This is a genomic window from Mesorhizobium sp. M0938 (assembly GCF_040319125.1).
GTDB classification, from domain to species: domain Bacteria; phylum Pseudomonadota; class Alphaproteobacteria; order Rhizobiales; family Rhizobiaceae; genus Mesorhizobium; species Mesorhizobium robiniae.
In genome coordinates, this window is sequence record NZ_JAMYNS010000009.1 from 117,032 (window position 1) to 139,346 (window position 22,315).

General features: G+C 62.6%; 22 protein-coding genes, 1 other RNA gene and 1 pseudogene. 4 read left to right on the top strand and 20 right to left on the bottom strand.

Features of this window, described 5'->3' with window-relative positions; translation table 11 throughout:
* Nucleotides 1-12 precede the first annotated feature (12 nt).
* The 3 genes from bfr to NKH73_RS17850 form a co-directional block, all read right to left on the bottom strand.
* Entirely contained in the window at nt 13-498 is a 486-nt protein-coding gene (bfr, locus tag NKH73_RS17840; RefSeq protein ID WP_352934092.1) for a bacterioferritin, read from the bottom strand.
* Nucleotides 464-775 (bottom strand): (2Fe-2S)-binding protein, encoded by a 312-nt coding sequence (locus tag NKH73_RS17845; RefSeq protein WP_065005901.1) that lies wholly within the window; start codon nt 773-775, stop codon nt 464-466. The genes bfr and NKH73_RS17845 overlap by 35 nt, the downstream gene beginning before the upstream one ends.
* Before the next feature lie 107 nt (nt 776-882).
* Complete coding sequence (locus NKH73_RS17850) at nt 883-2,175, bottom strand: imelysin family protein (protein ID WP_352934468.1); 1,293 nt, start codon at nt 2,173-2,175, stop codon at nt 883-885.
* Between the two features lie 456 nt (nt 2,176-2,631).
* Between NKH73_RS17850 and NKH73_RS17855 the strand changes: the two genes are divergently transcribed.
* On the top strand, nt 2,632-3,885 hold the full coding sequence (locus NKH73_RS17855) for an NAD(P)/FAD-dependent oxidoreductase (RefSeq protein WP_352934096.1): 1,254 nt from the start codon (nt 2,632-2,634) through the stop codon (nt 3,883-3,885).
* A gap of 157 nt (nt 3,886-4,042) precedes the next feature.
* On the opposite strand, the gene NKH73_RS17860 is transcribed toward NKH73_RS17855, so the two are convergent.
* From NKH73_RS17860 to ffs, 14 genes are all read right to left on the bottom strand, one after another.
* Nucleotides 4,043-5,320, bottom strand: a complete 1,278-nt coding sequence (locus NKH73_RS17860) for a 4-aminobutyrate--2-oxoglutarate transaminase (protein WP_352934099.1) — start codon at nt 5,318-5,320, stop codon at nt 4,043-4,045.
* 213 nt (nt 5,321-5,533) lie between these two features.
* Nucleotides 5,534-5,863, bottom strand: coding sequence for a hypothetical protein (locus NKH73_RS17865; RefSeq protein WP_352934102.1), 330 nt, complete (start codon nt 5,861-5,863; stop codon nt 5,534-5,536).
* 30 nt (nt 5,864-5,893) lie between these two features.
* Nucleotides 5,894-6,643, bottom strand: a complete 750-nt coding sequence (locus NKH73_RS17870; protein WP_352934105.1) for an ABC transporter ATP-binding protein — start codon at nt 6,641-6,643, stop codon at nt 5,894-5,896.
* A complete protein-coding gene (locus tag NKH73_RS17875) occupies nt 6,640-7,473 on the bottom strand; it encodes an ABC transporter ATP-binding protein (protein WP_352934108.1) in 834 nt (277 codons plus the stop codon). Before NKH73_RS17875 ends, NKH73_RS17870 begins: the two co-directional genes overlap by 4 nt.
* Before the next feature lie 25 nt (nt 7,474-7,498).
* Nucleotides 7,499-8,419 (bottom strand): nickel transporter permease, encoded by a 921-nt coding sequence (gene nikC / locus NKH73_RS17880; protein ID WP_352934111.1) that lies wholly within the window; start codon nt 8,417-8,419, stop codon nt 7,499-7,501.
* Nucleotides 8,416-9,483, bottom strand: a complete 1,068-nt coding sequence (locus NKH73_RS17885; RefSeq protein ID WP_352934114.1) for an ABC transporter permease — start codon at nt 9,481-9,483, stop codon at nt 8,416-8,418. The genes nikC and NKH73_RS17885 overlap by 4 nt, the downstream gene beginning before the upstream one ends.
* A gap of 18 nt (nt 9,484-9,501) precedes the next feature.
* Complete coding sequence (locus tag NKH73_RS17890; RefSeq protein WP_352934471.1) at nt 9,502-11,142, bottom strand: ABC transporter substrate-binding protein; 1,641 nt, start codon at nt 11,140-11,142, stop codon at nt 9,502-9,504.
* Nucleotides 11,143-11,366: 224 nt separating this feature from the next.
* Nucleotides 11,367-12,644, bottom strand: coding sequence for a lytic murein transglycosylase (locus NKH73_RS17895; RefSeq protein WP_352934117.1), 1,278 nt, complete (start codon nt 12,642-12,644; stop codon nt 11,367-11,369).
* Nucleotides 12,645-12,820: 176 nt separating this feature from the next.
* Nucleotides 12,821-13,426: a recombination mediator RecR gene (gene recR / locus NKH73_RS17900; RefSeq protein WP_352934120.1), complete on the bottom strand. Its 606-nt coding sequence runs from the start codon at nt 13,424-13,426 to the stop codon at nt 12,821-12,823.
* A 170-nt stretch (nt 13,427-13,596) separates the two neighbouring features.
* Nucleotides 13,597-14,532 (bottom strand): cell wall hydrolase, encoded by a 936-nt coding sequence (locus NKH73_RS17905; protein WP_352934123.1) that lies wholly within the window; start codon nt 14,530-14,532, stop codon nt 13,597-13,599.
* 155 nt (nt 14,533-14,687) lie between these two features.
* Complete coding sequence (locus tag NKH73_RS17910; RefSeq protein WP_352934126.1) at nt 14,688-15,002, bottom strand: hypothetical protein; 315 nt, start codon at nt 15,000-15,002, stop codon at nt 14,688-14,690.
* 120 nt (nt 15,003-15,122) lie between these two features.
* Complete coding sequence (locus tag NKH73_RS17915; protein ID WP_352934129.1) at nt 15,123-15,446, bottom strand: YbaB/EbfC family nucleoid-associated protein; 324 nt, start codon at nt 15,444-15,446, stop codon at nt 15,123-15,125.
* A gap of 26 nt (nt 15,447-15,472) precedes the next feature.
* Complete coding sequence (locus NKH73_RS17920) at nt 15,473-17,326, bottom strand: DNA polymerase III subunit gamma/tau (protein WP_352934131.1); 1,854 nt, start codon at nt 17,324-17,326, stop codon at nt 15,473-15,475.
* A 142-nt stretch (nt 17,327-17,468) separates the two neighbouring features.
* Nucleotides 17,469-17,565: signal recognition particle sRNA small type (gene ffs / locus NKH73_RS17925), an RNA gene on the bottom strand.
* A 275-nt stretch (nt 17,566-17,840) separates the two neighbouring features.
* On the opposite strand from ffs, the gene NKH73_RS17930 reads away from it, so the two are divergent.
* From NKH73_RS17930 to NKH73_RS17940, 3 genes are read left to right on the top strand one after another with little or no spacing between them, the layout of a single operon-like run.
* Nucleotides 17,841-18,260, top strand: coding sequence for an HIT family protein (locus tag NKH73_RS17930; protein ID WP_352934134.1), 420 nt, complete (start codon nt 17,841-17,843; stop codon nt 18,258-18,260).
* 36 nt (nt 18,261-18,296) lie between these two features.
* Nucleotides 18,297-19,244 carry an NAD(+) diphosphatase gene (gene nudC, locus NKH73_RS17935; RefSeq protein ID WP_352934137.1) on the top strand — a complete coding sequence of 316 codons (948 nt, stop codon included), beginning with the start codon at nt 18,297-18,299 and terminating at the stop codon, nt 19,242-19,244.
* Nucleotides 19,245-19,257: 13 nt separating this feature from the next.
* The gene (locus tag NKH73_RS17940) at nt 19,258-19,554 is read left to right on the top strand and encodes a Dabb family protein (RefSeq protein ID WP_352934140.1); all 297 of its coding nucleotides are present in this window, start codon (nt 19,258-19,260) and stop codon (nt 19,552-19,554) included.
* 54 nt (nt 19,555-19,608) lie between these two features.
* On the opposite strand, the gene NKH73_RS17945 is transcribed toward NKH73_RS17940, so the two are convergent.
* The 3 genes and pseudogenes from NKH73_RS17945 to NKH73_RS17955 form a co-directional block, all read right to left on the bottom strand.
* Nucleotides 19,609-20,262, bottom strand: coding sequence for a glutathione S-transferase family protein (locus NKH73_RS17945; RefSeq protein WP_352934142.1), 654 nt, complete (start codon nt 20,260-20,262; stop codon nt 19,609-19,611).
* Between the two features lie 145 nt (nt 20,263-20,407).
* The gene (locus NKH73_RS17950) at nt 20,408-21,211 is read right to left on the bottom strand and encodes an alpha/beta hydrolase (protein ID WP_352934145.1); all 804 of its coding nucleotides are present in this window, start codon (nt 21,209-21,211) and stop codon (nt 20,408-20,410) included.
* A gap of 171 nt (nt 21,212-21,382) precedes the next feature.
* Nucleotides 21,383-22,173: pseudogene (locus tag NKH73_RS17955) on the bottom strand (phytanoyl-CoA dioxygenase family protein).
* Nucleotides 22,174-22,315 lie beyond the last annotated feature (142 nt).

Here is a 22,315-nt window from a genome sequence, read left to right on the forward strand (position 1 = left end):
TCCCGCATGTCCCTATTCCGCCTCGTCGGCCGATGCGGCGTTGAGCTGGCCATATTTTTCCTCGCCGATCGAGGCGAGCAGGTCGAGTTGCGTCTCGAGGAAGTCGATGTGACCTTCCTCGTCTGACAGCAGGTCCTCGAACAGCTTCATCGTCACGTAGTCGCCTGCTTCGTCACAAATCTCGCGCGACCGTTTGTAGGCAGTGCGCGCGTCGTATTCGCCGGCAAGATCGGATTCGAGCACTTCCTTGACATTCTGTCCGATGCGCAGCGGCGCTACCGACTGCAGGTTCGGATGACCTTCAAGGAAGATGATGCGGGCCACGAGCCTGTCGGCATGGTGCATCTCCTCGATCGATTCAGCGCGTTCCTTTTTCGCCAGCTTAGCGTAGCCCCAGTCTTCCAGCAGCCGGAAATGCACCCAGTACTGATTGACCGCTCCAAGTTCCAGAAATAGAGCCTCGTTAAGCCGCTCTATGATCTGCTGTTCGCCTTTCATGGGTTCTGCTCCCGTATTGGACGCGCAGGCCTCTGACGCGATCCAGGTGTGAAACGACATCCACGCCGCTCGCCTCCGAGCGGGCGTGGTAATTTTCGGTTACCCGAATGATCGTTTCGACCACATTTGGGAAGCAGCCGCAACAGCGACCACGCTTCTGCATGGCATGATAGATCTTCGCCGGTACGATAAGCTGCCAGGGATCCTGATCCAGCAGCCCGACGATCGTCTGCTCAATCTCCTTTTCGGTGATGATGTTGCAATGGCAGATCAGCATTATTTGCTCTGTATGGCTGACGGCGCTTGCTCGGCGCCGTGTGGCTTGTTTCTTGGTCGAGCCTGATCCCGAAAACCGGTTCGGGATCTTGCTCAGCTTTTGACGCCTTACTGGAACACCTTGTCGGGCGCGTCGAGGCTGTCCGACCCCTCGAAGGCGATGGCATTGAGTTTCAGGGTGCCGACGGCGCGTTCGATCGACTTGGTCTGGTCGACCAGTGCGTCGATCGCCGCCTGCACGGTGGCGTTGCCCTCGGTGTTGCCTTCTCCAATCTGCTGGTCATAGGCCTCGCCGCCAAGCGCCCGCGCCTTGATGGCTTCCATCTTGGCGACGGTGACATCCAGCTTGTCCGACAGTTCCTTGTCGATCGCCGGATCGGTCTCCTTGACCATGTCGGATACCGAGGGCCCTTCGACGACGGTGCCGTCGAGGCGCGTGTAGCTGCCACGATAGGCGGCGCGAATGCCGACGGCATCGTAGAGATGGGAATCGTAGGTGTTGTCGGAGAAGCAGTCATGCTCCTCTTCCGGATCGTGCAGCAGCAGGCCGAGCTTCATGCGCTCGCCGGCGAGTTCGCCATAGGACAGCGAGCCCATGCCGGTGAGGATGGTCGAGATGCCGGCTTTCGGCTCGCTATCGGTAAGGTTCTTGCGGGCGGCGCCGCCTTCCTTCCAATCGTTGACCATGTCCTGCAGATCGGAAACCAGGAGGTCGCTGGCCGACTTCAGATACTGCGCGCGACGATCGCAATTGCCGCCGGTGCAGTTGGCGAGATCATAGTCCGTATAGGGCCGTTCGCCGGCGCCCGGGCCGGTGCCGTGCAGGTCCTGGCCCCACAGCAGGAATTCGATGGCGTGATAGCCGGTCGCCACATTGGCCTCGATGCCGCCGGCCTCCTGCAGCGTTGAGGAAAGGAACTCCGGAGTAAGATTGGTGGCGTCGATCTTCTTGCCGTCGATCTCGATCGACTTGTTGGCGATCACATTGGCGGTGTAGAGCGCATTGGCGTCCGACTCGGTGCCGTAGCCGGCGGCGACATAATCGATCAGGCCTTCGTCCAGCGGCCAGGCATTCACCTTGCCTTCCCAGTCGTCGACAATGGCGTTGCCGAAGCGGTAGACTTCGGTCTGCTGATAAGGAACGCGCGACGCCCTCCAGGCCTCGCGGGCGGCAGTCAGCGTTTCCACCGAAGGCTTGGCGAGCAGCGCATCGACAGCCTTGTCGAGCGCCTGCGCCGTGGTCAGCGAATCCTCATATTTGGCGAGCGCAATATCGGAATAAGTCTTGATGACCGCCTTGGCGTCGGTTTCCGCCTTGGCCGGCAACACGAATATCGCCGCCGTCAAGGCCGCCGTGGCGCCGATCGCTGCGAGCCTGCTGCCATATCGCGCCGTGATCATCGCTCTCATGATTGTCATCTCCCTCGGGAATTCAGTGAAATGCCGGCGCTAAAGGCGCATCGACAGATAATCGGCGCCAAGGCAAGTCCATGCCATTGGGCGAGAAACAGGCCGCGACATGGCGCGGTTTGCGGAAGAAAGACATCGAAATGCCTCCAATCGAAAGGGTTCAAGGCCCAGACATCAAAGGGATGCGCTTGACACGCAAGCTTCCATAAAGCGATGAAGGCGCCGGAAGTCAATCAATTTCAGAAAGAAAAGCCAATCGAAACAACATTTTAGAATTATTCTAAACTGCAAGTGTCAACTTTAGCCGCATATATTGTGCCGTCATTGAACAGCACTCTTGGCGGACCGCCGTTCCGGGTGCGACTTGCAAAGGCGGTCTTGCGGCGGCGTCAGACAATTGCCACTTGGCGAGACGTCCTAGACTTGGATCAAGGAATTGGGGCTACGATGAAAAACGGTGTGGTCATTGTCGGTGCGGGTCATGCGGGCGTGCAAGCGGCCGCCAGCCTGCGCGAGGACGGTTACGACGGGCCCGTGATCCTGGTCAGCGACGAGAACGAGCTGCCCTACCACAAGCCGCCGCTGTCGAAGACCTTCATCAAGGATCAAGAGGCCAAACCGCAGCCCCTGCGCGGCGAGGCCTTTTATACCGGCAGCGCGATCGACTACCGGCCGGGCATTCGCATCGATCGCATCGATGCCGGCGACCGCAGGCTCGAAATATCAGGTGGTGGCATGCTGCCGTTCGATCGGCTCATCCTGGCGACCGGTTCGCGACCGCGCATCCTGTCGCTGCCGGGTTCGGATTTTTCGGGCGTTGTGTCGCTGCGCTCGCTCGCCGACGCGCGCCTGGTCCGCGAATTGAGCGCGCAAAGCGGGGATGTCGTCATCCTCGGCGGCGGCTTTATCGGGCTGGAGATCGCCGCGACGCTCAAAGCGGCCGGCCGCAAGGTCACCGTGGTCGAGGCGGTCGACCGGCTGCTCGGCCGGGCGGTGGCGCCGGTCATCGCGAGCCATGTGCGGCAGCGGCTGGAAGCGATCGGTGTCCGCATCCTCACCGGCGCCACGGTTGCGCGGCTGGAAGGCGAGAACGGCCAAGTCTCGGCTGCAATCACCGCATCCGGCGAGCGGCTGCCAGCGCAGATGGTCATCATCGGCGTCGGCGTCGTGCCGAATGTCGAACTGGCCGAGGCAGCAGGCATCACGATCGCCAACGGCATCCGCGTCGATCCGCAGATGCGCACGTCGGTGCCCGAAATCCTCGCCATCGGCGATGCCGCCTCCTACCGGCACTGGCTCACCGGCGGCGATGTGCGACTGGAATCGGTGCAGAATGCGACCGACCAGGCGCGTCTTGCCGCGCGCACGATTCTCGGCCATGCGGACGCCTTCGGAGCGGTGCCATGGTTCTGGTCCGATATCGGCGACATGAAGCTGCAGATGGTCGGCCTGATTTCGGGCGGCGACAACCATGTCGTGCTGGGCGACGTCAACGAGAACAAATTCTCCATCTATCACTATGCTGGAAATCGTCTGCTCGGCATCGAATCGGTCAACCGGCCGGGCGACCATATGCTTGGCCGCAAGATGCTCGGCGCCGGCTTCTCGCCGACGCCGCAGATGGTCGCGACCGGGCCCGACGGACTGAAGGCGGCGCTCGCCGCCTTCCAGCAGGAAGAGCCTGTCCGCGCCGCCGAATAGGATATGTTGATATTCAGGTGATGCCAGCCTGCGAACGGCGGTTTCCTGCGCTTCCGGTACTCACGTACCCAAAAGTACGCTCCGTTCCGGTTCTCGGAACCCACCATTCTCGGCTCGGCCTGACCTGAATCTCACCACATCCCGGAGCAGACGAGTGTCAGGCGGCGCGAACTTCGCGGATCGAGCTTTCCAGGATGTCGAGCGCTTCGTTCATGACGCCGTCCTGGATGGTGATCGGCGCCAGGAAGCGGATGACATTGCCGTAGACGCCGCAAGTGAGCAGGATCAGGCCCTTGTCGAGCGCTTTCAGCCGGACCGCATTGGCGATCTCGGCCGACGGCAAGCCCTTTTTCACATCGTTGAATTCGACCGCGTTCATGAAGCCGGGGCCTCTGATATCGACAATCTCCGGCGTGTCGTCGCGGATCGATTGCAGCCGCTGCTTCAGCCGGTTGCCCAGCGTGTTGGCGCGGTCGCAGAGATTTTCCTCGTCGATCACGTCGAGCACGGCGTGTGCTGCGGCAACGCCGATCGGGCTGCCGCCATAGGTGCCGCCAAGCCCGCCGGGGTTCGGCGCATCCATGATCTCGGCGCGGCCGGTAACCGCCGACAGCGGGAAGCCGCCGGCCAGGCTTTTTGCCATGGTGGTGATGTCGGGCGCCACCTCGTGATGATCCATGGCAAACATCTTGCCGGTGCGGGCAAAGCCGGTCTGCACTTCGTCGGCGATCAGCAGCATGCCGTGCTGGTCGCAGATCTTGCGCAGCGCCGTCATAAACTCGCGGGGCGCCTCGTAGAAGCCGCCCTCGCCCTGCACCGGCTCGACGATGATGGCGGCGACGCGGGCCGGATCGACATCGGCCTTGAACAGCCGGTCGAGCGCCGCCAGCGAATCGGCGACCGAGACCCCGTGCAGCGCCACCGGGAACGGCGCGTGGAAGACATCCGCCGGCATGGCGCCGAAGCCAACCTTGTAGGGCACGACCTTGCCGGTCAGGGCCATGCCCATGAAGGTGCGGCCGTGGAAGCCGCCGGCAAAAGCGATGACCGCCGGCCGGCCGGTGGCGTTGCGGGCGATCTTGATGGCATTCTCCACCGCCTCGGCGCCGGTGGTGACGAAGATCGTCTTCTTGTCGAATTTGCCCGGTAGCATGCCGTTCAGCCGCTCGGCCAGCCTGACATAGCTCTCATAGGGCACCACCTGATGGCAGGTATGGGTGAAGCGGTCGAGCTGCGCCTTGACCGCTTCGATCACCTTCGGGTGACGGTGACCGGTGTTGACTACGGCAATGCCCGACGAGAAATCGATGTAGCGGCGGCCTTCCACATCCCAGATTTCCGAGTTTTCGGCGCGGTCGGCATAGATCTGCGTGGTCATGCCGACGCCGCGCGAGATCGACTGGTTCTTGCGTTCGGAAATGGCTGAGTTCTTCATGATCGCCCTTCGCCGGGCCGGCGCCCGTTCTCGTTTGATAGGTATTCAAAACCCTTCTGGCTTTATTTCATGTTTTCCTCAAGTGGGCACCGCCGGCGGGCGATTGGGCCTGCGCGGCCCCGCGCTTTATGTGACATGGCTCGAGATCAAGTAGCCGAACGGCCGGCAAGAGCCACCTGTTCTGGAGAGCGGGGAACCGCTGCAAGCTCCGACTTAGGGCTCTGCTGGATCATCGTTGTCATCAAAGCCCACGGGCGGCGATTTTGCCCGCTGCCAAGGCGATAATTTCGAGCTGCGCCAAGCGTGCCAGCCGTCCGGCAAGTCGGCCAATTCGAGGATGCTCTCATCTCGCTTAACCACTTCCTGCAGCCCGACGATCATTATGTCGCCGTCATCGACGGGTCCGGGCTCGCTGTTGTGAAATTGCCAACTGCCGTCTTCGTCGTCATGCGACACATACGCGATCCAATCATCCCGGCGGAAGATGCCCCTGTCTACGAACACCGCGACATTGGGCGGATCTGAAAACTTCCATTCGCCCATAACATTTCCCCCAAAACAGTCCGGGCGAAGTCACGCCGTCCTCACAAACCCCTCGCTCGCCCTGAGGAGGTTGCGCGTATAATCCTTGGTCACGCGGTGCCCGACAAGCTGGCTTGCCGTGAGATTCTCCACCGCCTCGCCGTTCTGCATCACCATCAGGCGCTCGCACATATGGGTGATGATGGCGAGGTCGTGGCTGACCATCAAGAAGGTCAGCTTGCGCCGCCGCCGAACTTCTTCCAGCAGGTTGAGCACTTCCGCCTGCACCGAAGCATCGAGCGCCGAGGTCGGCTCGTCGAGCAGCAGGATCGAGGGTTCGAGGATCAGGGCACGCGCGATCGCCACGCGCTGGCGCTGACCGCCCGACAATTGATGCGAATAGCGGAAGCGGAAGCCGGTTCCCAGGCCGACCTCGTCAAGCGCCCGCTGGATGCGCTTTTCACTATCGGCGAAGCCGTGGATGGCGAGCGGCTCCTGCAGCAGGCGGTCGACGGTCTGGCGCGGATGCAGCGAGCCATAGGGGTCCTGGAAGACCATCTGCACCTCACGATAGAAAGCCTTGTCACGGCGCGCGCCGAGTCTTTTTCCGTTGACGGTGATGCTGCCCGAAGCGGCCGGTGCGAGGCCGGCGATTGCCCTGAGCAGCGTCGATTTGCCGGAGCCGGATTCGCCGACAAGGCCGAAGGATTCGCCTGATTGCACTTCGAGGCTGACGCCCTTCAGCGCGCGAAACCGGTCGAAGATCACTTCCAGCCTGTCGACGGAAAGTGCTGAAGTCATGCCGCCCACTCCGGCTTGCGGTCGAGCACCGGCAGCGGATGGCGTTCGAAGCCGATCCTGGGCATGCAGTTGAGCAGGCCGCGCGTGTAGGGATGCTGGGCATCGCGGAGTTCCGAGGCCTTGAGCTGCTCGACCACTTTACCGGCATACATGACGATCACCCGGTCGCAGAAGGACGAGACCAGGCGCAGGTCATGCGAAATGAAGATCAGCCCCATGCCGCGCTCGCTCACTAGCTTGTCGAGGATGCCGAGCACGTCGAGCTGCACGGTGACGTCGAGCGCCGAAGTCGGCTCGTCGGCGATCATCATCTCGGGACCGGCGATCAGCATCATGGCGATCATGGCGCGCTGGCCCATGCCGCCCGAAACCTCGTGCGGATGCAGGTCGAAGACACGCGAGGGATCGCGGATCTGCACCGCCTCCAGCATGGCGAGCGCGCGATCGCGGGCTTCGGCCTTGCCAACCTTCTCATGCGTGCGCAGCGTCTCCACGATCTGGCGGCCGATGCTCATCACCGGGTCGAGCGAGTATTTCGGATCCTGCAGGATCATGGCGATGCGTTTGCCGCGCAGCGCTCGGCGATCGCGAGGCGGGGCCGCGAGCAGATCGATGCCGTCGAAGGCAAGTTTGTTGGCGGTGACCTCGGCCTGCGGCGGGGTCAGGCCCATGATGGCGCGGCCGGTCTGCGACTTGCCGGAGCCGGATTCACCAACGATGCCTAGCCGTTCGCGGCCAAGCGAGAAGGAGACGCCGCGCACCGCCTCGATCCGGCCGGTGCGCGTCGGAAAGGTGACGCGCAGATCGTCTACCTCCAGAAGTGTGCTCATCGATAACCGCTCATGGGGCCGCTACTCATTGATCACCACTCCGGGGGTCGAGCGCGTCGCGCAAACCGTCGCCGAGCAGGTTGAAGCCGAGGCTGACGATGAGGATGGCAAAGCCCGGGGCGCCGGCCACCCACCACTGGTCGAGCACAAAGCGGCGGCCCGACGCGATCATCGCGCCCCATTCCGGCAGCGGCGGCTGGGCGCCGAGGCCGAGGAAGCCGAGACCGGCGGCAGTCAGGATGATACCCGCCATGTCGAGCGTCACCCTGACGATCAGCGACGAGATGCAGAGCGGCATGATGTGGCGCAGAACGATGCGGAACGGCGAAGCACCCATCAATTGCACCGCCTTGATGTAATCCGAATTGCGCACGGTCAGCGTCTCGGCACGGGCAATTCGGGCGTAAGGCGGCCATGAGGTGATGGCGATGGCGAGCACCGCATTCTCGATGCCGGGGCCAAGTGCCGCGACGAAGGCCAACGCCAGGATCAGCTTCGGAAAGGCCAGAAAGATGTCGGTAATGCGCATCAGGATCGCATCGATCCAGCCGCCGGCATAGCCGGCGACGGTGCCGACCAGCAGGCCGATAGGGGCGGCAATGACGGCGACGAGAATGACGACGTAGAGCGTCCATCTTGAGCCGAAGATGACGCGCGAAAAGATGTCGCGGCCGAGGTCATCGGTGCCGAACCAGTGCTCGGCACTCGGGGCCAGCAAGCGCGAACCCTTGAGGTCGCCGAATGTCGGCGAATAGGGCGCCAGCACATTGGCAAGGGCGGCGACCACCAGCAAAGCAATGATGATCAGCAGGCCGAGAAACGCCAGCCGGTTGGCGGAAAAGCGACGCCACGCCACATAGGCGCGGCCGAGCCTGGCCTGCATGCGCGAGGCCGGCCGCTCGCTGAGCAGCCAGTCGCGGCGGCTCTGGATCGTCTCAGCGCTCATCGTACCTTGGTCCTTGGATCGAGCACCCGGTAGAGCAGATCGGACAAGAGATTGATGCCGATGAAGACCGAGCCGATGACGATGGTGCCGCCGAGCACAGCGTTCATATCGGCGTTCTGCAGGGAATTGGTGATATAGAGGCCGATGCCCGGCCACGAAAACACGGTCTCGGTCAGCACCGAGCCTTCGAGCAGGCCAGCATAGGAAAGCGCAATCACGGTGACCATCGGCACCGCCGCGTTGCGCAGCGCGTGGCCCCAGATGATGCGTGTTTCGGACAGGCCCTTGGCGCGCGCCGCGACGATATATTCCTGGGCAAGCTCGTTCAGCATGAACGAGCGAGTCATGCGGCTGATATAGGCGAGCGAGAAATAGCCAAGCAGCGCGGCCGGCAGGATGATGTGGCGGAAGGCATCGCGAAACACATCCCACTGCCGCTGCCACAGCGCATCCAGAAGATAGAAGCCGGTGATCGGCGTGAAGGTGTATTCGTAGACGATATCGAGGCGGCCCGGAAAAGCCACCCATTGCAGCCTGGCATAGAACAGCACGAGCGCCAGCAACCCCAACCAGAAGATCGGCACGGAATAACCAACCAGGCCGATGATCCGCACGACCTGGTCGATGATGCTGCCGCGCTTGACGGCGGCCAGCACGCCGAGCGGCACGCCGATGAGTGCACCGATCAGCGTGCCCAGCGTCGCCAGTTCGATCGTCGCCGGAAAGGCGCGGCGGATGTCGGTCATGACAGGATTGGTGGTCAGCACCGATGTGCCGAAATCACCATTCAGGGCATTCTTCACATAGATGTAGAATTGCTCGATCAGCGGCAGGTCGAGCCCCATCTCGCGGCGTGTGCGCTCGACGACATTGGCGGGCGCCCGGTCGCCGAGCACTGCCAGCACAGGGTCGATCGGGATCACCCGGCCGATGAAGAAGGTCACAGCGAGAAGCCCGAGATAGGTGGTTATCGCGATGACCAGGAAACGGGCGATCGACGATGCGACAGCGACGGCACGGGCGCTACCGCGCCCTGCCGTCACTTCGCTTTCAACAGTACTCATGCGGCGCGTCCGCCGGCATCATTCCTTGGAGATCTGGCCGACGAAGTTGGTGTCGAAGCTCGGGCCGAGCGCGAAGCCCTTGAGGTTCTTGCGCAGGCCGGCCACTTCCAGCTGCTGGTGAACGATGATGAAAGGGCTGGTCTCCAGGATCTTCTTCTGCAGATCCTGGTACATTGCGGCGCGCTTGGCCGGATCCTTCTCCAGCAGGGCCGCTTCGGTCTCCTTGGTCAAGTCCGGAATGTCCCAGGCGTTGCGCCAGGCAAGGGTCTTGGTCTTGCCTTCGTCCGAATTGTCGGGGTTGCTGGCGAACGTCTGCGCATTGGAGTTCGGATCGAAATAATCCTGGCCCCACTGGCCGATATAGATGTCGTGGTTGCGGGCGCGGTATTTGGTCAAGGTCTGCTTGCCGTCGCCGGGAATGATCTCCAGCTTGACGCCGGCCTGTCCCAGCGTCTGCTGGAACGATTCCGCCATGCCGGTCACCGGCTGGGTGTTGCGCACGTCCATGGTGACGCTGAAGCCGTCGGCGAGGCCGGCTTTGGCAAGCAGTTCCTTGGCCTTGGCGACGTCGAATTTGAACGGGTTCTCGTCCAGCTCACCAAGCACGCCTTTCGGCAAGAAGCTCTGGTGGATCTCGCCGATGCCCTTGAGAATGGTCGTGCTCAAGGCGTCGTAGTCGACCAGATATTTGAAGGCCCGGCGAACCTCTGGCTTGGCGAGGTTCGGGTTCTTTTGATTGAGGCTGATGTAGTAGACCGTGCCCTTCGGCGCGCTGGTGGTGGTAAGATCGCCATTCTTGGCAATGGCGTCGAGGTCGTTCGGCTCGAGATTGCGGGCGACGTCGATGTCGCCGGCCTCGAGTGCCAGGCGCTGGCCCGAGCTTTCCTTCATGTTGCGATAGATGACGCGGGCAAGCTTGGCCTTTTCGCCGTGATAATTGTCGTTGCGCTCCATGACCACGACTTCGTTGGCCCGCCATTCGCGCAGCTTGAAGGCGCCGGAGCCGGCATAGCCGGTCTTCAGCCAGGCATTGCCGAAGTCGTTGTCGTATTTATAGTCGTCGCTGGGCGTGACCGCGGCGACATGTTCCTTGACCACCTTGGCATCGACGACCGAGGCGACCGTTGCCGACAGACAGTTCAGGACGAAGCTCGGCGCATAGGCCTTGTCGACGGTGAATTGGAACGTCGTGTCATCGACGGCCTTGGCCTTCTCGGTGACGTTGTCGCCATTGATGCCGAACTGCCCGATGATGAAGGCCGGGCTCTTGTCGAGCTTGATAACGCGCTCGAACGAATAGGCGACGTCGGCCGCCGTGATCGGATTGCCTGACGCAAATTTCAGGCCGGGCTTTAGCTTGAAGGTGTAGACCAGGCCGTCATCTGAGACAGCCCAGCTTTCAGCGAGGTCGCCTTTGACCTTGGACGTATCGCTGAGATCGAGGCGGACAAGAAGATCGTAAGTGTTGCCCGTGACCTCTGCGGTCGACAGTTCGAAGGCCTCGCCAGGGTCCATGGAGATGATGTCGTCGATGGCGAAACCCTCCACCAGCGTGTCGGCGGGTGTGACCGCAAAGGCAGGCGCACCGGCCAGAAGCAGCGCGGACATGGCCGCACCCGCGAGCAGGAAGCGGGAGCGTAAAGCAAGCTTTTCCATCATCATTTTAATTGTTCCCTGTTTTTTGTTGACCTGAGTTCCCGGCTCAGGTTGCAGCGTTCTTTGCCTGGCCGAACGACGGCCGCCCCGGACCGTTGTCACGGCAATTTTTGTCCAGTTGGTCCATTACCATATCCGGCGGTTTCCAAGCCGGCAACGAGCATTTGCAACTGGGTTGATCGGGCCGGTATCGGCTGCCTCCGACCATGGGACGCAGGGGTGATGCGCTACTTCAACGCAGTGACCAGATCGGCATTGGGAAAACAGGTGGCGGCGCGACCGTTCTTTGCCTGCCACTTGCCAATCGAGCGGCGCGTCTTGAAACCGGGCAGGCCGTCGGCGCTGCCGACATCGTAGCCCTCGGCTTCCAGCACCCGCTGCAGGGCTGCGATGTCAGACCTGTGGAGCCCGCCGACCGCGCCCCAACTGCCGGAAAAATTATTGTCGCCATGGGCGATGCGGTCGGCGCCGTGACCGATGAAGAGGGCGTAGAGATCGCTGGTATTGTACTGCTTCAGCACGTAGAAATTGGGCGTGACGATGAAGGCCGGACCGCTGCGCCCGGCCGGCATCAAAAGAAAGCCTTCGGCCTTCAACTCGCGCGCCGGAAACGGCCTTGCCGCGACGCGCTTGATGCCCAGATCAGCCCATTCGGAAATCCTCTTGCCCTGGTCCGGACCTTCGAGCGAGCAGGAAACCGCCTCAGGCACAGTCACCTCGAAACCCCAGCCGCGGCCCTTCACCCAACCATAGTGGACGAGATAGTTAGCGATCGAGGCCAGCGTGTCCGGCACCGAATTCCAGATGTCGGCCCGACCGTCGCCATCGAAGTCAACGGCATGGTTCAGGAACGAACTCGGCATGAACTGCGGCTGGCCGAGCGCCCCTGCCCAGGACGATTTCATCGCGCTGACCGGGGCCAGCCCACGCTCGACGAGCTCGAGCGCCGCCATAAGCTCGGTACGGAAGAAGTCCTTCCTGGTCGCCATGAACGCCTTCGTGCCCAGCACTTCGAAAGCGTCGTAAGGCATTTTCGCCGCGCCGAAGCCGCTCTCGCGGCCCCAGATCGCCAACAGCACCTCGCCCGGCACGCCGTAGCGCTTCTCGATCGCGGCGATCGTCCTGGCATTGGCCGCCTTGCGCGCCCGCCCGCCCGATGTGACGGCGCGAACCGTCTTTTCGGCGAAATAGGCACCGGGCGAACCGAACTCCGCCTGATGCTGCTTCTGCGGTGTCGTCGGCTTTTTGCCCGGCATCACAAGGTCGGGCAGTTTGAGGTTCGGTTTGACGCCGTCGAAGGCGGCTTCGAAGGTTTTTCTGGAGATGCCTTTGGTGCTGGCTTCGGGCCAGAGGTTGTTCTGCAGCCAGGCGCGGAACTGGTCGTCGATCGGTGCGGCGGAGGCGGGGGCGGAAATGAAAAGGCCGGCTAGCGCGGCCAGAAGAAATGCAAAGACGAGATTGCGGAGGTTGCGTTCTGTCGCGCCCCCCTCTGTCCTGCCGGACATCTCCCCCACTTGGGGGGAGATTGGCAGCTTTGACGGCGGCGCCCTTTCTCCAGCGCTGGAGGTTGGCGAAAGCCGGCGTGACATCCAATCTCCCCCCTTGTGGGGGAGATGTCCGGCAGGACAGAGGGGGGCGCGAAGGAATGCAATCATCTCAAGTGCCCCTCCCAGCAACCACCTCAAAACGCCGTCCGCGAGCGCAGCGCCGCGGCCAGCGTGCCTTCGTCGAGATAGTCGAGTTCGCCGCCGACCGGCACGCCATGCGCCAGCCGCGTTACCTTGATGTCGAGGCCGGACAATTGGTCGGTGAGATAGTGCGCGGTGGTCTGCCCCTCGACCGTGGCGTTGACGGCGAGGATCACCTCCTTGACCTCGCCGCCGGCGACACGGTCGACCAGCGAGCGAATGTTGAGCTGCTCGGGGCCGATGCCGTCGAGCGGCGACAGCGTGCCGCCGAGCACATGGTAGCGGACATTCATGGCGGCCGCCCGCTCCAGCGCCCATAGGTCGGCCACGTCCTCGACGACGATCAGCGTGCCGGCCTCGCGGCGCGGATCGGTGCAGATCATGCAAGGGTCGGACGTATCGACATTGCCGCAGGTCGAGCAGATGCGCACCTTGTCGACCGCCTCGCTCATGGCGGCGGCAAGCGGCGACAGCAACTGTTCCTTCTTCTTGATGAGATGAAGCGCGGCTCGCCTGGCCGAACGGGGGCCCAGGCCCGGCACCTTGGCCAGGAGCTGGATCAGGCGTTCGATCTCGGGACCGGCGATTCGCTTCGACATCGCATTGGTTTAGACCATGATCCCGAAAAGTGGAAACCGGTTTTCGGAAAAGATCATGGTCAAACAAGAGGATAGAGCCCCATTCCGTTTTAATCGGAATGGATCAGGCCCTATGATTTTTCCGCGCGCTTTGGAACACTGCCGAGCGCAAGACCAGAATGCCGCTGCCGTCAGTATGCTTCCAGCGGCCGGGTCTGGCCGGCGATCATAGCGCCGATGGCGTCGGTGTTCTCCGGCGTCGATTCAAACGCCATTGTCGGCTCGGCCGAGGCGGCCGGAAACGAGGTGACAGACGGGATTTCGGCCGTGCCGCCGAAACGGGACGCATCCGGCTCCTGCATCGGTTCTTGCATCGCGACAAGGGTCGCCTTCTGTGGCGTCACCTTCTCCAGAGTTGCCTTTGCCGGCTGCGATGCGACCGCGGTCACATAGGTTGCATCGGCGGATGTGGCAGCTCTGGCGGTTGTCGCCTTGGTGGCGCGTACCGGTGCAGCGGAGGCGACGAGCATCGCCGGAGCGGTGGCTGCGGCCGCCGGCGCCCGCGGCGTGGCTTGTGCCACGGCGACCGTGGGCTCGTCGGGCAGCGGCTTCCAGTTGCGGCCGCGCTTTTCATAGAAGGCGTTGCCGCCGGCAACCATGGTGTAGTGCATGTTCTTGTAAGGGAAGCGCAGGCCAGCGGTGTGAAAGAACATGGTGTTTTTCAGCTTGGCCTTGCGCTCGCCCTTGAGCACCGCCTCGGCGGCCTCTTCGACATCGGGCATCGCCTTCGAATTCATCCGCCGCGTCATTACGCCCGGCGCGAACTGTCCGCGCTCGCCGACCACCTGACAGATGGTGTTGCCGTGCTTGCCGGAGCGCAGCCGGTTCATGACCACCGTGCCGACGGCAATCATGCCGTCACGGCTAGACCGGTTGGATTCGAAGAACATCGCGCGCTGGAGGCACTCCTTGTCCTTCGCTGTGTGACTGTAGGGCCGGGACCTGACGGCATCGGTCAGACTGGCGACGGACAGGCCGTGCGAGGTGGTCTGACTACAGGCGGCCAAAAACAGCGGAGAGGTGATGACGCCGAGCAACAACGGCGTCTTCCATTGGGTAGAGATCAACAGATATCCCCTCGTTTCTGCTGCCAGCCCGCCCAGGCTGCGGCAAGAATGAGACACTTTCAGGCAAAAAGATGGCTAAAGGGTTATTAAACGACGAGAGTGGCCGAATCAGCACATCTGGCGGCCAAATCTGGTCGGCAATGACGGTACGGGGCCTACCTGCCGGCCGGAACGGCGATCGGTTGCCCTGGTTCGGATTCGTCGAATTCCTCTGAGAACAGGCCGCGCCTCAGGAATAGCGTCCGCGCTTCCCGTGCCTGGGGCGCAATCTGCTGAGGCCAGCCGCTCTCGATGAACTCGGCTTTGGTGAAGTCAGGGATCGCCGCGCAGGCAGCCTCCAGCAAATCGGCCAGTTCCAGCACGATCGCGCGTTCGTCCTTCGACAGGACCGACATGCCGGGTTCGACGGACGGGCGATGGAGGAAATCGTCGAAGAGATTGAAATAGCCGTTGATTCCAACGAGATTCACGCCCGCATCGCAGTCGGCCAGGATTTCCAGTATCTCATAGATCCGGTTTCGGAGGCGCTGCTCTATCAACCTGGCTGATGGCTCTTTGCTCATGGCGCCGCTGAAACGCTAAGTTCAGATCTAGAACGGCAGCTTCATTCCCGGCGGTATCGGAAGTCCCGCGGTCAGCGCCTGGGTCTTTTCCTGCATGATCTGCTCGACTTTGGCCCTGGCGTCATTGTGGGCGGCGAGAAGCAGATCCTCCAGGATCTCGACCTCGTCCTCTTTGAACAGCGACGGATCGATCTTCAGCGCCTTCATCTCGAATTTGCCGGTCAGCGTCACGCTGACCAAGCCGCCGCCGGCCTGTCCGGTGGCTTCCAGCGTGGCGATCTCGTCCTGCATGGCCTGGAACTTGGCCTGCATTTCCTTCGCCTTGCCCATCAGGCCGAGAAGATCTTTCATCGTGGGGTCCTCTAGATTGATCTGTATCAGGTTTCGTCGTCGTCTGCCGCCGGCTCGACCGGAACCTCGGCCTCGACCGCATCGGCTTCCGGCGCGTCGGGAATGCGCACATCGATGATCTTGGCGCCTGGAAAACGCGCCAGGATGGCGGCGACGGTCGGGTCGCTCTTGGCATCGAGGAGGGCGTTTTCGCGTTTGGTCGATTCCATCTCGGCCAGCGTCTGGCCGCCCTCTTCCTTCGACAGCGATACCAGCCAGCTGCGGCCGGTCCAGGCGCGCAATTTGGCGGTCAGATCGTTGAGCAGCATCTTCGGCGCGTCGTCGGTCAGGCTGACGTCGATGCGGCCCGGCTCGATGCGCACCAGGCGCACGCAGCGCTTCACCAGCACCTTGAAGGCCATGTCGCGCTGGGCATCGGCAAGGGCGACGATATCGGCCAGCGATTTCACCGGCACCGGCGGCGCATCCGCAACCGGCTCCGGCGCCGACGCCGGAACGAAGGCCGCCGGCATCGGCTCGGGTTCGACCAGCCGCATGGTCTGTGCGCCGCCATTGGCCGCCGGCATCCGCGTCTGCGCCACAGCGCTGGCGCCGCCGCCGTTGCTCGGACCAGCGGGACCAGTATTTGCGGGGCCAGCATTTGCCGGGCCAGAGCTTGCGGGCGCACCATTCGAGCGTGGCGCGCCATTCGGCACCAATGCTGCGCTCTCCAGCGATTTCAATGCCTCGTCCAATGTCGGCAGGTCGGCGGCATGGGCCAGCCGGATCAGCACCATTTCGGCGGCGCTGACCGGCCGATTGGAAGACTGCACCTCGGGAATGCCTTTCAACAGCATCTGCCAGGTCCGCGACAGCACCCTGACCGACAGCGCCTTGGCGAAGTCGGCGCCGCGCCGCCGCTCGTCCTCGGACAGCGAGGCGTCGTCGAGGGCCGTCGGCACGAAGCGCAGCCGCGTGACAAGATGGTTGAATTCGGCAAGATCGGTCAGCACCGCGGCCGGATCGGCGCCGGTGTCATACTGGTTGCGGAATTCGGCGAGGGCGGCCGCCACGTCGCCCTTCATCACATGTTCGAACAAGTCGACGATGCGGGCGCGGTCGGCCAGCCCGAGCATGGCGCGCACCGCTTCGGCGCTGACCGAGCCGCTGCCATGGGCGATCGCCTGGTCGAGAATGGACAGCGAATCGCGCGCCGAGCCTTCGGCCGCACGGGCGATCATCGCCAACGCGTCATCGTCGACCGCAATGCCTTCTTTGGCGGCGATCGAGGAGAGATGCGCAACCAGTGCGCCGGCATCGATACGCCTGAGATCGAAGCGCTGGCAGCGCGACAAGACGGTGATCGGAACTTTTCTGATTTCGGTGGTGGCGAAGATGAATTTGACGTGCGGCGGCGGCTCTTCCAGCGTCTTCAGCAGGCCGTTGAAGGCCTGGGTGGAGAGCATGTGCACTTCGTCGATGATGTAGACCTTGTAGCGCGCCGACACCGGCGCATAACGCACGCGCTCGATGATGTCCCTGATGTCATCGATGCCGGTATGGGAGGCAGCGTCCATCTCGATGACGTCGACATGGCGGCCTTCCATGATCGCCTGGCAGTGCTCACCCGGAACGGCAAGATCGACCGACGGCTGGTCGACGGTCGATGTTTTGTAGTTCAGTGCCCGCGCCAGTATGCGCGCCGTGGTCGTCTTGCCGACACCGCGCACGCCGGTCAGCATCCAGGCCTGGGCGATGCGGCCGGTGGCGAAGGCGTTGGTGAGGGTGCGAACCATCGGCTCCTGGCCGATCAGTTCGGAGAAATTCGCAGGACGGTATTTGCGCGCCAGAACGCGATAGGCAACCGCCTTTTCCGTTTCCGAATTTCCGGCTTCGCTCATTCGCCCGTAAAGCTCCAAGGGCCGCGCCTGCAGGCGGCCGATTCCTGCGCATAGTTTCGCCCGCAGGGCTTGGCGCCGTCAACGTCGCCAAAAAAAAGGCGGGGTCGCCAAAGAAAGGCGGGGTCGCGGGAGAAAGGCGAAGGCGGGAGGCTGGAACAATGACCCGTTCCGGGCTCGTTAGGGCTGCTTCCTTCCGGACCTGACCCGGTTGGCGAGTGGACCGTCCACCACCAACCTCCCGCGCTCCATATCGGCAATTCGGCGATGAAATGCAAGGGCGCAGGATCAATCAGCCGGGATGGCGTCGAAAGCCGACATAATAAACCCGCCTCGGGGGCGGGTCGTCATCAGCGGATGATTTGGGCGGATCGTTGGCGCAAATCAGCACCATGGACAATTCACTAGCATAACTGCCGTCACAAAGCAATGATTCGCTTGCCGCCTCTTGCGGCCCCAATGCAGCCGCTCTAGCGTTCACTGGTCTAAAAATACAACAAAAGTGAAGGAAACGCCGATGTTGCCGGGCCTCGAGGCCGGATTCGCGCTGGATGCTCGTCTGGAGACGGACAGCGAACAGTTGATGTGGCTCGGCCTATGCGAGTTGCGGGTGATGAACGACCGCCGCTGGCCGTGGCTGCTTCTGGTGCCGCAGCGGCCGGGCGTAGAGGAAATCCACGACATGACGCCACTCGACCAGGCGATGCTGACCTTCGAGACCAACATGGTGGCGCAGGCACTGAAAAGGGTGACCGGCTGCACCAAGATCAACACCGGCGCGCTCGGCAACATCGTGCGCCAATTGCATGTCCATGTCATCGCGCGCTCGGAAGGCGATCCCGGCTGGCCAGGCCCGGTGTGGGGCCACGGGATGCGCGAGCCTTATCAGCGCGCGGACCTACGCCGGTTTGCGCAACAGATAAAGGCGGCGCTATAAGCCTGTCCCGTGTCCATCCTGAATCCAGAGTCTCCCATGAGCTTCCGCCTGTTTGACGCGCCCTTGCGCGAGCCGAGCCAGTTCGTCGGCTTCGCCGGCAATGTGATCGATCGGCAATCCGAAAACCGCGCCGACGATTCCGTCGAAAAGGCGCTCGCCGACCCCTCAGCCAGGCTTTTGCTGATGCACGGCGGACGCCTCTATCTGAAGCCCATCGGTGACGGCTTCGACCCTTGGTTCAGCGCCGAGGAAAGCCAGCCGCTCCAGGCGTCGCTCGACCGCGGCGTCCTGCTCGGTTTTTCCGACAGCGGTCCGGTGCTCGCCGTGCCGGCCGGCATCGATCCCGAACAATTGCCGGAGACGATCAAGGCCATCGATTATCGCTCGGTCTACATGCAGGGGCTGATCGACGAAGCCGCGGCCGGCGCCATGGCGCAAGGAGCAGCGCTGCTCGCCTGGCATGCGAGCCATCGCTTCTGCAGCAAATGCGGCAGCGAAGCCGAGATGCGGGCCGGCGGTTACAAGCGGCTTTGCCCGGCCTGCGCCACCGAGCATTTCCCGCGCACCGATCCGGTGGCGATCATGCTGACGGCGACGCGCGAAAAATGCCTGCTTGGCCGTGGCCGGCATTTCGCGCCGGGCATGTATTCAGCACTTGCCGGCTTCATCGAACCGGGCGAGACGATCGAGGCGGCGGTGCGCCGTGAAACGCTGGAGGAGGCCGGCATCAGGCTTGGTCGGGTCGTCTATCATGCCAGCCAACCCTGGCCGTTTCCCTATTCGCTGATGATCGGTTGCTTCGGTGAGCCGCTCAACGACGACATCCAGGCCGACCTCAACGAGCTGGAAGACTGCCGCTGGTTCTTTCGCGACGAGGTGCTCTCGATGTTGGCCCGCGAGCATCCGGGTGGCCTGGTCACGCCGCCGAAGGGAGCGATCGCGTATAACCTCATCCGCGCCTGGGCCGACAGCGCGGAAACCTAATAGGGGAGCAACAATGATCCGTCACACAGTGGTGTTCAGGCTGAAGCACAAAGACAGCTCGGCCCAGGAAGCAAAATTCCTCGCTGATGCGAAAAGAATTCTCGTGGCGATACCGGGCGTCGAAAAGTTCGAGCAGCTGCGGCAGGTCAGCCCGAAGAACGACTATCGCTTCGGCTTCTCGATGGAATTCGCCGACCAGGCCGCCTATTCAGGCTACAACGACCATGCCGAGCACGTCGCCTTCGTTCGCGACCGCTGGATTCCCGAGGTCGAGGCGTTTCTCGAGATCGACTACGAGCCGCTGGGGTAGGATCACAGTTCAAACATTCCGGACGAGCAAGTTCGGCCCCACAGAAGACCTTTATCAGCCGGCCGGTGACTTGCCGGTGAAAACCGCCAGTTGAGCGGCGAAAGCACGCTTATAGGCCGGTCGGGCTTCGCCGCGGGCGACATAGGCGGAGAGGTTCGGATATTCGTCCAGCATACCCGATGTTTTCAACCTTAGCAGCACGTGCACCATCATCAGGTCGCCCGCGCTGAACGCACCATCGAGCCAGTCGGCATCGCCGAGACGACTGGAAAGTTCACCCAGCCGGTCACGGACGCGATCCTCGACGACAGGCAGGCGCTGTTCGTGCCAGGTCTCGTCGCGCTCCAGGAGCACGGCGGTTTGGCGCTCAAGGATAGGCGGCTCCACCGTGTTGAGCGCGGCAAACATCCATGAGATCGCGCGCGCCCGGGCATTCCCATCATCCGGCAACAGGCCCGTATGGCGCTCGGCGATATGGAACACGATCGCCCCCGACTCGAACAGGGCGAGATCGCCTTCCTCATAGGTCGGAATCTGCCCGAAAGGATGGAGTGCTCGATGCGCGGGTTCGTTCATCGCTTTGAACGAAACAAGACGAACCCTGTAGGGCTGGCCGACTTCTTCAAGCGCCCAGCGAACGCGCATGTCACGCGCCAGTCCCGTTCCGCGATCGGGCGACCGTTCAAAGGCGGTGATGGTGGGGGTCATCGGCAGGCTCCGGAGATTGCATGACACCGTCGTGCGTGATGTCGTCGATTGAGATCGGTTTCCTCATCTCATCGCGTCCCTTCTTCGATTGTGGCAAGCAAAGGACGAATGTCGAGCCGGAATTCCGACATCTGGGAACTGCTCGTCAATCGCGGGTGACCGCGGCAACGGAGGCGCGTAGCGCCTCGGCAAAGTCGGGATGGCCATAGAGGTCGTTATGGCCAGCCGCTATGGCGATGTGGCTGCGCAGATCACGGGCGGCCTCGCGCAGAGATGCCGAGCGTGCCGCAGGAACGATGGTGTCGTTCTCGGCTATGATGACGGCCGCGGGCATATCGAGGTCGCGCAGAGATTCTGCCGCTTCCATGCGGTGCCGCAGCAGGAGGCGCACCGGCAGCCAGGGATAGTGGTGAGCGGCAAGTTCCTTCAGCGAATCGAAAAGTGTCACCATGACGATGCCGCGCAAGGGCCGGGCCGTCGCCAGATCGACCGCAACCGCGGCGCCGATGCTAAGGCCGATGGCGACGATGCCGGCTTTGGCATCGGTGGCCAGGTGGTCATAGGCGCGTCTGGCGTCTTCGAACAGGGCGGAGGCCGACGGGCTTCCACTGCTCGGCCCATATCCGCGGTAGTGCAGCGCAGCGACCTCATGTTCGGGGAATAGCTGGTGCAGCATGAGGGCAAGTGCGTCAGCATTCCAGGCATTGCCGGCGAATCCCAGCAGGAGCGGGCGTGGCTCCGACGATGCTTGCCTTGCCGGCAGGCGTACCAGAACGACGCGCTCGCCATCCTGCGTCGCCAGTTCGACATGGCGGGCCCCGGCCGGCAGATCGGGTCCAAAACCCGCAAGGCCGGCTGGGAAGATCAGCCATGACTGAAGCACATACGCGACGGCGACAACGACCGCATACAATCCAGCGGCTGCGAGCGCCAGTTTCAGGAGCCACATCGCAGGAATGTCGCCCGGCGCTCGCTACTTGGCAAGGCGCCAGGTCAGGGCACCGCAGAGCTCTCGATGAATGCTATAGGTTCAGGACCCGACCAAAGCGTCGGATGACGGCTCCGAGTCCGTGGTCTTTGGAGCACCCGGGACCGTTCGACGGTCCCGGGCGTTGTCTGACTATGGCGTTAACCCACAAGCCCGACGGATGGCGACCTGAACCGGCGACGGAGCCAACAGCGGGTCGAACTCACCTCTCGGCAGCAGCGGTGGTTGTGCCATGAAGCGCGGCTGCTTCCCTCGGTGAGGTTGCGCGGCATGAACGAGGAATGGGTGGCACAGATAGACGGTGCCTGCCGCACCGGTTGCCAGTCCAACCTCGCAATCTTCTGTCGAAGCATAACCATTGGCAGAGATCTGCCTGAGCGTCGCGCCGGCGTCGCCATAGGGCAGTAACTCCCGCGCAATGGTGGCATGGGAACCTTTCCGTATCTTCGTGGGCGCATCGTCAGGGCCAACATCCGAAACAGGAAGAGCATCAGCAATGCCCGTCCGCTGCTCTTCACATTGGCACGCCACTCCATGAAATCCGGATTGTCGTCGCCAAAACTCATGTCCACGTGCCAGCCATCATCACCAGGAGATTCCGGTGAGGGAAAGCGGATCGGAAAGGTTCCGACGCCTTTGGGCGCAAGCCAGCGGCGATCACCGACGAGTTGATCATAGGTCTTGTGCAGGATCGGCGTGTTGGCGGCTTCAACAAATGGGGGCGAAGCCTTGAACCCAACCCGAACAACTGGCTGAATCCAGTTTTCGGGTTCGTCTGGCGACAGACCAATATCCGCCCACAGCTCGTCCCTGCATTGCTTTGCAAGGTGGGTGCTGAAGGCATTTTCGATTTTGACGAAACCGTCGTCGGTGAAGTTCTGGACCTGATGCGAGCTCAGACCGATGTGCTCGGTTTTGGGCATTACACATTCTCCGTTCGCGGCCGCCGCGTCAGCACAGCCGCTTGATCTGATTGGCGCGGATGCGCCGGAACCACTTGGACCGCTCAGATCAGGGGGAAGAATGTGGACATGAACATCATGATGGGAACGTATACTGAGGCGC

Bases quoted from the DNA above. Each gene is read 5' to 3' on its own strand.
- bfr (WP_352934092.1), bottom strand. From the start codon at position 498: ATGAAAGGCGAACAGCAGATCATAGAGCGGCTTAACGAGGCTCTATTT.
- NKH73_RS17845 (WP_065005901.1), bottom strand. From the start codon at position 775: ATGCTGATCTGCCATTGCAACATCATCACCGAAAAGGAGATTGAGCAG.
- NKH73_RS17850 (WP_352934468.1), bottom strand. From the start codon at position 2,175: ATGATCACGGCGCGATATGGCAGCAGGCTCGCAGCGATCGGCGCCACG.
- NKH73_RS17855 (WP_352934096.1), top strand. From the start codon at position 2,632: ATGAAAAACGGTGTGGTCATTGTCGGTGCGGGTCATGCGGGCGTGCAA.
- NKH73_RS17860 (WP_352934099.1), bottom strand. From the start codon at position 5,320: ATGAAGAACTCAGCCATTTCCGAACGCAAGAACCAGTCGATCTCGCGC.
- NKH73_RS17865 (WP_352934102.1), bottom strand. From the start codon at position 5,863: ATGGGCGAATGGAAGTTTTCAGATCCGCCCAATGTCGCGGTGTTCGTA.
- NKH73_RS17870 (WP_352934105.1), bottom strand. From the start codon at position 6,643: ATGACTTCAGCACTTTCCGTCGACAGGCTGGAAGTGATCTTCGACCGG.
- NKH73_RS17875 (WP_352934108.1), bottom strand. From the start codon at position 7,473: ATGAGCACACTTCTGGAGGTAGACGATCTGCGCGTCACCTTTCCGACG.
- nikC (WP_352934111.1), bottom strand. From the start codon at position 8,419: ATGAGCGCTGAGACGATCCAGAGCCGCCGCGACTGGCTGCTCAGCGAG.
- NKH73_RS17885 (WP_352934114.1), bottom strand. From the start codon at position 9,483: ATGAGTACTGTTGAAAGCGAAGTGACGGCAGGGCGCGGTAGCGCCCGT.
- NKH73_RS17890 (WP_352934471.1), bottom strand. From the start codon at position 11,142: ATGATGGAAAAGCTTGCTTTACGCTCCCGCTTCCTGCTCGCGGGTGCG.
- NKH73_RS17895 (WP_352934117.1), bottom strand. From the start codon at position 12,644: ATGTCCGGCAGGACAGAGGGGGGCGCGACAGAACGCAACCTCCGCAAT.
- recR (WP_352934120.1), bottom strand. From the start codon at position 13,426: ATGTCGAAGCGAATCGCCGGTCCCGAGATCGAACGCCTGATCCAGCTC.
- NKH73_RS17915 (WP_352934129.1), bottom strand. From the start codon at position 15,446: ATGAAAGATCTTCTCGGCCTGATGGGCAAGGCGAAGGAAATGCAGGCC.
- NKH73_RS17920 (WP_352934131.1), bottom strand. From the start codon at position 17,326: ATGAGCGAAGCCGGAAATTCGGAAACGGAAAAGGCGGTTGCCTATCGC.
- NKH73_RS17930 (WP_352934134.1), top strand. From the start codon at position 17,841: ATGTTGCCGGGCCTCGAGGCCGGATTCGCGCTGGATGCTCGTCTGGAG.
- nudC (WP_352934137.1), top strand. From the start codon at position 18,297: ATGAGCTTCCGCCTGTTTGACGCGCCCTTGCGCGAGCCGAGCCAGTTC.
- NKH73_RS17940 (WP_352934140.1), top strand. From the start codon at position 19,258: ATGATCCGTCACACAGTGGTGTTCAGGCTGAAGCACAAAGACAGCTCG.
- NKH73_RS17945 (WP_352934142.1), bottom strand. From the start codon at position 20,262: ATGACCCCCACCATCACCGCCTTTGAACGGTCGCCCGATCGCGGAACG.
- NKH73_RS17950 (WP_352934145.1), bottom strand. From the start codon at position 21,211: ATGTGGCTCCTGAAACTGGCGCTCGCAGCCGCTGGATTGTATGCGGTC.